We start from the raw sequence: 7319 nt of genomic DNA on the forward strand, positions 1-7319 counted from the left end.
CAGCTCCAGCGCGGCACCGGCGCCGACGGCCGAGAGGCGTTGCGCGACGCTATCCATGGCCGCGTCCTCTGCCAGGTTGATTTGCAGCCGGACGCCGCTGGCTCTGACGCCAGCGCTGCCACAGGCCGATGACGCCGTCCGAGGACCAGAACACGATGGCGAGGAAGCCGAGCCCGATCAGCAGCCGGAAGCGGTTGCCGTCGAGTCCGAGCCTGACCAGGAAGTCGAGCGCGAATGTGCGCAGCAGCACGAAGATCAGTGCGCCGATAAAGGGGCCGATCGGGCGCGTGATGCCGCCGACGACGGCGATGATCAGCACGTCGATGCAGGCCCCGACGCTGACCGAGCCCGGCGAAATCTGGCGGTAGTTCCAGACCTGGAGCACGCCGGCCAGCGCCGCCACGAAGGAGGCGAAGGCATAGGCGGCGATGCGGTGCGCATTGACGTTGAAGCCGAGCGCCGCCATGCGCCTTGGATTGTCGCGCACGCCCTGGAGAGCGAGGCCGAAGGGGGCGCGCGAAAGATATTCGACGGCGAAATAGCAGAGCGCGGCGACCGCGAGCACGATATAATAGAAGGGAATGTCGGCGCGCCAGTTGACGCCCCAGAAGTGCGGCGTGGCCACGGTGTTGATGCCGGTATGGCCGTTGAAGATCGCCCAGTTCTGGTTCGTGAAATAATAGAACGCCGCGCCGATCGCGAGCGTGATCATGATGGTGTAGATGCCCTCGGTGCGCACCGCGAGCGCGCCGCCGAGCGTGCCGAAGGCGGTTGCCAGCGCCAGCGCCATGGGGACCGCGAGCCACCATGGCCAGCCCAGGCTGATATTGGCGTTGCCGCTGACGCCGAACACCGCGACCATGTAGGCCGAGAAGCCCGCGATGGTGAGCTGCATCAGGCTGACCATGCCGCCATAGCCGGCGAGGAACATCAGGCTGAGCGCCATGGTGCCGAGGATCAAGGTGGAGGCGAAGATCTCGATCAGGAAGAAGCCGTTGGCGATCAGCGGCATGATCAGGAGGATGACGGCGACGACCCAGGCGGCGGGATTGTTGATCTCCGGCCACGTCCGTGCCGCGCGCTGCGCCATTGTGGCGGGACGGACGGCAACGCGGGCATCGTGGGCGAGCGACATGTCAGCGCCTCGCCAACAGGCCTTGCGGCCGGATCGCCAGCACCAGCACCATGATCAGGAAGGTCACGACGATGGCGTAGGTCGGGATGTAGACCGAGCCGAGCTGTTCGGCGAGGCCGATGATCAGCGCCCCAAGTGCGGCGCCGGGGATCGAGCCCATGCCGCCCACGATCACGACGACGAGGGAGGCGAGCAGGAAGCGAATGTCCTCGCCAGGCGACAGCGACTGGAAGGTGCCGCCGACGACGCCAGCGATGCCCGCAAGACCTGCGCCGAACGCGAACACCAGCACGAAGACGAGCTGGATACGCACGCCTGTCGCGGCGAGGATATCGCGGTCGTCGACGCCGGCGCGAATGATCATGCCGATGCGGGTGCGATTGAGCGCAAGCCACATTGCTACGCCAATGACCACCGAGGCGGCGAAGATCACCAGTCGCACCATGGGATATCGGAGATAGACCGGCTCGCCCGAGGACTTGATCGCCGTGACCAGCGGCAGCTCCACGGGGCCGATCAGCCAGTTCGGTGTCTGGATCTGGTAGAAATCGCCGCCGCAGGCCCACAGCATGAGATCGGCGAACACGATCGAAAGCCCGATCGTCACCATGGTCTGCCTGAGATCCTGTCCCTCCATCCGGCGGAACACGATCACTTGGAGCAGGACGCCGACGAGGGCCGTGAGGATGAAGGCGACGATGAAGCTGAGCACCCAGGAGCCGGTCGCCGTGCTGATGGCGTAGCCGACATAGCCGCCGAACAGATAGAGCGAGCCGTGCGCGAGGTTGACGTTGCGCATCAGCCCGAAGATCAGCGTGAAGCCGCTGGCGACGAGGAAGTAGAGCCCTCCGAGCGTGATACCGTTGAAGACGGCGTTGAGGAAGACGCGCTTGCGGCCGACGGCCTCTTCCAGGCCCGGCGGCCAGACCGCGAAGATCAACCAGAGCGCGACGGCAACGGCAATGATTGCGATGAGCGCCCAGGCCGGATGGCGTTCGACAAAGCGGCTCATGCTCCCGCCTCGCCTCGCTTGTGGCAGGGCCATCGTAGATGGGAAGCGGATTCCCGGCGGCCGATCCTTCGAGAAGGCGTGGGTAAACCCCGACCTTCCCAGAGCGAGCGAAGCTCGTCTCGGCCCCGCAAGCGGGGCGAGGGGGCATGCAAGCCGATGCCGGCTGCTGGCCTCGCCATGGACGTGCGCTCCCGTCGGTCGCAATCCTCTCTCGGGATCGCGTTGCCGACATCCTAGCCGGGCTCGGAGGGGAACGTTTGATCGTGAGTATCTTTTCGTGGCCCGCGCTCAGGCGCGCAAAATCTTGGCCGCGCGACGATAATCGGTCGGGGCCATCCCCACATTGGCGGCGAAGAAGCGGGTGAAACCGCTTTGCGAGGAGAAGCCGAGATCGAAGCCGATATCGGCGATCGGCGTCTCGCTCGCCACCAGTGCTTCGAGCGCCTGTTCCATGATCAGCGTGTTGAGATAGAGGTTCGGCGTAACGCCGGTCTGGACGCGGAACAGCCGATAGAAATGCGGACGCGACAGGCCGGATTCCCGCGCGATCGTATCGAGCTCGATCTCAGCGCCGGGGCTTTCCGACATCATCTTGATGCATTTGCGCACGCGAAAATCGGTGACGGAGCCGCTTGCGCGAGGATCGCGGGCGATCTCGGCCTGCTGCCAGCTTTCGTCGTAGCAGATGTCGATCAACCTCCGCAGTTCGGAATCCAGACTGGAGAGCGATGGTGCGCCGCACACGAGCGCGGCGGTCCGCCTGATGTGCTTGTCCAGGGCCGGCGTGCGCTTGAACTGGGTGCGGCCGAAACGCAGCCGGTGAGTGCCGGATGCATCGGGTGCAAACCATTCGGCATTGACGTAGAGCACGAAGAAGATCGCGCCGCCGTCCAGATCGGCCGGCAGGAAGTTGTGCGGCTCCCAGGGATTGACCGCGACGACGGACGTTTCGGTGAGATCATGGTGCCCGTCGGACACGTCGATGCATGCGGGCATGCCGCCGACATGGAAGATCAGATGACCTTCGCGATGGGCGTGAATATTGAAAGGGCGGTTCAACTGATAAACCGTCGCCCGACCGAACCGGCCGTGGAAGACGGCGAGCGCACGGCTCATGCCTTCCCCTCCCGAATGTTCTTGTCTTTTCACTCAGCGTTCAACAACGCCGACGAGATTGCAAGAGCGGAGAGCGACCGCGTCAGCAAGTCGCTCCCCGGTTGTCCGTTGCAGGCGCGATGCGTCAGTACTTCTTACATTCCGGCACGGTGCGGCTCGGCAGTCCGATCTTCGAGAATACGGCTGGATCATAGCCCAGCGTCTGGTTCACGTTCGGGATCACCTTCACCACCTTGCTGAACAACGCGCCCTTGCCGTCGTCGACGACTTCGGTGACGAAGTTGGTGCCGATCGCCTGCCGGTTGGAGTCGAGCTTGATCTTGCCGTTCGGCGCGTCGATCTCGATCTTCGCCAGCGCAGCCTTGAACTTCGACTGGTTGTTGGAGAGATCGCCGTTGACCTCGCGCAGGGCGAGGATCAGGGCCATGGTCGAGTCATAGTAATTGGTCGCGAGCAGTGACGGGCTCGGGAAGCGCTTATTGGGCGGGAAGGCGTCCTGATAGGCCTTCACGAATTTCTGCCAGCCCGGATCTTCCCAGGTATCGGCCTGGCCACTCGCCGCGATGGTGCCGACCAGGGCATTCTTGGCGTTGCCCTTGGACGACAGGATGGTCTGGTCGATCATGATGGAGCCGCCCATCAGATGCGCCTTGCCGCCGGCCTGCTGATACTGGTTGAGGAAGTTGACGGCGTCGGCGCCGCCGAGGCCGAGATAGATCGCGTCGACATCGTCGGGCAGGGCGGCGATGACCGATGCGAAATCCTTGGTGCCGAGCGGCACCCATTGCCGGTTGGTGATCTGTCCGCCGGCGCCGCAGAACTCGAGCACGAGGCCGAACACCTGGGTGTAGATGAAGGAATAGTCCTCGCCGACGGTTGCGATCTTGCGATACTTCTTTTCGTCATAGGCGTACTTGCCGAGGCCCACCTGCCACTGCGCGCCGTCCATGTTGTAACGGAAGAAGTTCGGGGCCGGATCGACGTAGGTCGTTTCCTGTGCGCCGGACGCCGCGTTGATGAACGTCAGCTCGGGGTGGGTCTTTGCGAAGTTCTTGACCGCGATGCCCTCGTCGCCGGACAGCGGCGAGAGCAGGATCTGCACCTTGTCCTGCTCGATCAGCTTGCGCACGGCGCGCACCGCGGAGTCCGGTGTCGCGTCGGTCGAGGCGACGATGAATTCGAGCTCCTTGTCGCCGATTTTCTTGCCCAGCACGTTGAGCGCGGTCTGGTGGCCGCGCATGCCGTCCTCGCCGAGCACCGTGTAGGTGCCCTCGAGCGTCGCGGTCACGCCCACCTTGATCTTTTCCTGGGCGATCGCTGCGCTTGAAAGAAACAGGCTGCTCAGCGCGAGCAGTCCCACACTGCATTTCGACATTGTGCTCCTCCCTGTGACGTCGATTTATGGCCGTACCGAACCGGCGCGGCGCCGCGTGGCTCTCGAAGGCTGGCTCTCGAAGGCCCGCGGCTTTGATGAGAAGCTAGCCGAACTCGGATGCGGTGCATGCGTGAGCGCCTCGTCCGGCTTGACTGGCAGTCTCATTTTTGAATGTTGCGGCGCAAAGGGTTCCGCGGTGCAGCAGCGCGGTCACAGGAACGCTTCCTGCGGGGCTCCGTTAGCGGAGCAGATCCCTGGAGCTGCTTCATGACCGACTATCCAAAGCCACCTTATCCGCCGCAGCAGCAACCGATGCCCGGCTCGACGCGGGCGATGCGGCCACGCCCCGATCATGGCGAGGAGAGTTACAGAGGCTCGGGACGTCTGGCCGGAAAGAAGGCGCTCATCACCGGAGGTGACAGCGGCATCGGCCGCGCGGTCGCGATCGCCTACGCGCGTGAAGGCGCCGACATCGTCATCTCCTATTTGAACGAGGACGAGGATGCGGCCGAGGTCAAGGCGCTGGTGGAGCGGGAAAGACGCAAGGCGATCCTGATTCCCGGCGACATCCGCAATCCCGAGCACTGCCGCTCCATCGTGCGTCGCACGGTCGAGGAGCTCGGCGGCATTGATATCCTCGTCAACAATGCGGCCCATCAGGCCACGTTCAAGGACATCGGAGACATCAGCGACGAGGAGTGGCGGCTCACGTTCGAGACCAACATCCACGCTATGTTCTATCTGACCAAGGCCGCCGTTTCTCACATGCGGCCGGGAGCTGCGATCATCAACACGGCGTCGGTGAACTCGGACATGCCGAACCCGACCCTGCTGGTTTACGCCACGACCAAGGGCGCCATCCAGAATTTTACCGGTGGGCTTGCGCAAATGCTGGCGGAGAAGGGCATTCGGGTCAACGCCGTTGCTCCGGGCCCGATATGGACGCCGCTGATTCCATCGACCATGTCGGAGGAAAGGGTCAAGAACTTCGGCAAGCAGGTTCCGATGCAGCGCGCCGGCCAGCCGGCCGAGCTTGCAACCGCCTATGTCATGCTGGCCGATCCGCTATCGAGCTACACCTCGGGGGCGACGTTGGCCGTCACCGGCGGAAAGCCGTTCATTTGACGAGAACCGTGGCGGCGCCGGAAGCCGGGCCGCCACGTCGCAAGCGGTCAGGCCGCGTTGGACGCCTTGGCGTTGACGCCCTTGCGCAACGCCACGGTGTTCAGCTTGGTGTTGGCAGCCTTCTCTTCATTCAGATTGGTGGTGAGGAAGCGCACGATGTCGTCGTGGCCGAGTGCTTCCGCCCAGGCGATCAGCGTGCCGTAGCGGCACATTTCGTAGTGCTCCACGGCCTGTGCATTGGCGACGATCGCGGCGTCGAGCACGGCCTTGTCCTCAATCTCGCCGGCGGTGGCGTCGGCTTCTTCGATCAGGCCATCGATGGCCGGACACTGCGTGCCGCTGGGCTGCTTGCCGAGCTTGGCGAATACTTTGTCGAGCCGTTCGACCTGCTTGTTGGTCTCGTCCAGGTGAGCTTTCAGCCCGGTGGCGAGATCCCTGTTGGTCGCCTTGTCGATCATCTTGGGCAGCGCCTTCAGGATCTGCTGCTCCGCGTAGTAGATGTCCTGCAGCCCGTGCAGCAGCAGGTCTTCCATCGATTTGATGTCCTTGGTGAATAATCCCATAAAAGACGCCTCCTTTTCACAATGATGACACTGGAACGCTAGACCGCCGCAGCTGTTCCATTTCCGTGTGCAGACCAGGAGAGCCGAATGAGCGATGGAGTTGATCATCTCGCGGGCCTGCTCGGACGCGCCGCCATGGACGTGTGGGGCGACATGCCTCGCGACATCCAGGAGGCGCTGTTCGAGACCGCCATGAAAGGACGCGAGAGCGAGCGCGAGGAGCTCGCGCGGCTGCTGCACGAGCGGCATCCGCGCACGCTTCATCCGGCGCGGCCGGGATGAGATCCAGAAGCGGAACGATCATGCGAGCTCACGATTGGTAAATTGGGTGGCGCGTCGCCGAATGGCTCGCATGAGACCGCGGCAGGCGCATCGCTCAACCGTTGATCAAATCTGTGAGTCGATCGCCGTGACTGAGATGAACATCGGAAAATGGTACGACCCGATCTCGGAGCGGTGGGTCGTGCCTCGCCAAACGCGCGCCGATTATGGTCGGTCCAGCGTTGAGAAGGTGCCGGAGGGTCACGCGCGGGACGAGGCGCAGCGGATCTGGCGGCTGTTGGTCGATTGCTGCGCGGGCGGGTGAGGCCGAACTCCGGCGCCTGGGGGACGCCCTGTCCAAGCGCGCATCGTCATAGTGTGATCACGACGTCCGCGGCGCGGGGCAGCCCAGCGTTTCCGTCAAGGCTGATCTCGACGACGTCCGGAACGGATCGGTATATTACCAGCCCGATTGCGGACCGGACCCGGAATAAGGATCAGATGATGGACGATACGATTGGCTTCCCCGACCCCGGTCTCGACCTGTCGGATGGCTTCAAGCCGCACACCTCGCATTGGGGGGTGTTTTCCGCGCGTCAGGGCGCGGCCGGGCTGGAGGTCAGGGCCTATGCGGGCGACCCCGATCCGAACGGCATCATCGACAATTTCCCCGGTGCGCTCCGCCACCAGGCGCGGATCGCCCAGCCGGCGATCCGCCGCGGCTGGCTCGAG

The 7319-nt window shown here is 63.9% G+C and carries 8 protein-coding genes; 3 read left to right on the forward strand and 5 right to left on the reverse strand.

The genetic code is table 11. The features are described 5' to 3' along the window. Nucleotides 1-49: 49 nt before the first annotated feature. From MOV74_RS26535 to MOV74_RS26550, 4 genes are all read right to left on the reverse strand, one after another. Nucleotides 50-1135, reverse strand: coding sequence for a branched-chain amino acid ABC transporter permease (locus MOV74_RS26535; protein WP_246929386.1), 1086 nt, complete (start codon nucleotides 1133-1135; stop codon nucleotides 50-52). 1 nt (nucleotide 1136) lies between these two features. Continuing rightward, nucleotides 1137-2147: a branched-chain amino acid ABC transporter permease gene (locus tag MOV74_RS26540; RefSeq protein ID WP_246929388.1), complete on the reverse strand. Its 1011-nt coding sequence runs from the start codon at nucleotides 2145-2147 to the stop codon at nucleotides 1137-1139. A 288-nt stretch (nucleotides 2148-2435) separates the two neighbouring features. After that, nucleotides 2436-3263 carry an AraC family transcriptional regulator gene (locus MOV74_RS26545; RefSeq protein WP_246929390.1) on the reverse strand — a complete coding sequence of 276 codons (828 nt, stop codon included), beginning with the start codon at nucleotides 3261-3263 and terminating at the stop codon, nucleotides 2436-2438. A gap of 124 nt (nucleotides 3264-3387) precedes the next feature. Beyond that, entirely contained in the window at nucleotides 3388-4638 is a 1251-nt protein-coding gene (locus MOV74_RS26550; protein ID WP_246929392.1) for an ABC transporter substrate-binding protein, read from the reverse strand. Nucleotides 4639-4905: 267 nt separating this feature from the next. Between MOV74_RS26550 and MOV74_RS26555 the strand changes: the two genes are divergently transcribed. Continuing rightward, on the forward strand, nucleotides 4906-5763 hold the full coding sequence (locus MOV74_RS26555; protein ID WP_246929394.1) for an SDR family oxidoreductase: 858 nt from the start codon (nucleotides 4906-4908) through the stop codon (nucleotides 5761-5763). A 47-nt stretch (nucleotides 5764-5810) separates the two neighbouring features. Here the strand turns inward: MOV74_RS26555 and MOV74_RS26560 are convergent, their stop codons facing one another. Next, the gene (locus MOV74_RS26560; RefSeq protein ID WP_246929399.1) at nucleotides 5811-6326 is read right to left on the reverse strand and encodes a ferritin-like domain-containing protein; all 516 of its coding nucleotides are present in this window, start codon (nucleotides 6324-6326) and stop codon (nucleotides 5811-5813) included. Nucleotides 6327-6413: 87 nt separating this feature from the next. Here MOV74_RS26560 and MOV74_RS26565 point away from each other — a divergent pair, with 87 nt between their 5' ends. Together MOV74_RS26565 and MOV74_RS26570 are read left to right on the forward strand one after the other, a co-directional pair. Continuing rightward, nucleotides 6414-6608 carry a hypothetical protein gene (locus MOV74_RS26565; protein WP_246929401.1) on the forward strand — a complete coding sequence of 65 codons (195 nt, stop codon included), beginning with the start codon at nucleotides 6414-6416 and terminating at the stop codon, nucleotides 6606-6608. A gap of 483 nt (nucleotides 6609-7091) precedes the next feature. Beyond that, a partial coding sequence (locus MOV74_RS26570) for a hypothetical protein (RefSeq protein WP_246929403.1) occupies nucleotides 7092-7319 on the forward strand: 228 nt, incomplete at its 3' end.

The sequence above is a fragment of the Bradyrhizobium sp. SHOUNA76 genome (assembly GCF_023006445.1).
Classification (GTDB): Bacteria; Pseudomonadota; Alphaproteobacteria; order Rhizobiales; family Xanthobacteraceae; genus Bradyrhizobium.

Excerpts from the sequence above, each read along its gene's own strand:
- MOV74_RS26555 (WP_246929394.1), top strand. The coding sequence starts at position 4,906 with ATGACCGACTATCCAAAGCCACCTTATCCGCCGCAGCAGCAACCGATG.
- MOV74_RS26540 (WP_246929388.1), bottom strand. The coding sequence starts at position 2,147 with ATGAGCCGCTTTGTCGAACGCCATCCGGCCTGGGCGCTCATCGCAATC.
- MOV74_RS26550 (WP_246929392.1), bottom strand. The coding sequence starts at position 4,638 with ATGTCGAAATGCAGTGTGGGACTGCTCGCGCTGAGCAGCCTGTTTCTT.
- MOV74_RS26535 (WP_246929386.1), bottom strand. The coding sequence starts at position 1,135 with ATGTCGCTCGCCCACGATGCCCGCGTTGCCGTCCGTCCCGCCACAATG.
- MOV74_RS26560 (WP_246929399.1), bottom strand. The coding sequence starts at position 6,326 with ATGGGATTATTCACCAAGGACATCAAATCGATGGAAGACCTGCTGCTG.
- MOV74_RS26565 (WP_246929401.1), top strand. The coding sequence starts at position 6,414 with ATGAGCGATGGAGTTGATCATCTCGCGGGCCTGCTCGGACGCGCCGCC.
- MOV74_RS26545 (WP_246929390.1), bottom strand. The coding sequence starts at position 3,263 with ATGAGCCGTGCGCTCGCCGTCTTCCACGGCCGGTTCGGTCGGGCGACG.